Source organism: Grimontia marina (assembly GCF_900060185.1).
Taxonomy (GTDB): domain Bacteria; phylum Pseudomonadota; class Gammaproteobacteria; order Enterobacterales; family Vibrionaceae; genus Enterovibrio; species Enterovibrio marinus.
This window is the reverse complement of record NZ_FIZY01000248.1, coordinates 1-607: the sequence shown is the minus strand read 5'-3', so window position 1 is coordinate 607 and position 607 is coordinate 1. Positions and strand designations below refer to the sequence as shown.

The window sequence follows — 607 nt, the reverse complement described above, 5'->3', positions numbered from 1 at the left end:
ATCCCATATTCATCGCACAATAACGAATCAAATCAGGTTCAGGCTTACAGCTATTCGCATCAAAGGCTGAAAAAATACGTCCTTCAAACAAGGGAAGCAAACCACTCCGTTGTAAAATTGATGATATTTTTTCTTTAGGTGCATTAGAGGTGACACAGTATTCAATACCCTGCTGGCGTAAATACTCAAGTAGTTCTATCGCACCATTCATGGGTGAAAGAGATTGCTGGAAGAGCTCATTAACTTTATCCCGATAAAGGTTCTCTAAAAGATCAAGATCGGCGTTAATGTTCGTATGTTCAAGTGCTTGCAACAGTATATCTGCAATTTTACCGCCTTCAAAATGGTTGCGCAGTTGTGAAAAAGTAATATCGGATCCAAGTTGGTTTAAGACATAAACCAATGCTTCGCAGCACAAATGCTCACTATCCACCAAGGTGCCTTCGCAGTCGAAAATAATGCATTTTATTTTTTTTACAGCCATAAACACTTCCTTCATTCGATACTTAATCTTACCCCTTGAATGAAGGGATAGAATGATTGAGTTAACAAAATGAAACGAAGGTAAGAGTTGATATGCATAACTTATATCCGCATCACTCTTTTA

The 607-nt window shown here is 37.9% G+C and carries 1 protein-coding gene; it reads right to left on the bottom strand.

From position 1 onward, the window contains the following. On the bottom strand, nt 1-484 hold a 484-nt coding region (locus tag GMA8713_RS26245), incomplete at its 3' end, for an HAD family hydrolase (RefSeq protein ID WP_232314580.1). Nucleotides 485-607 lie beyond the last annotated feature (123 nt).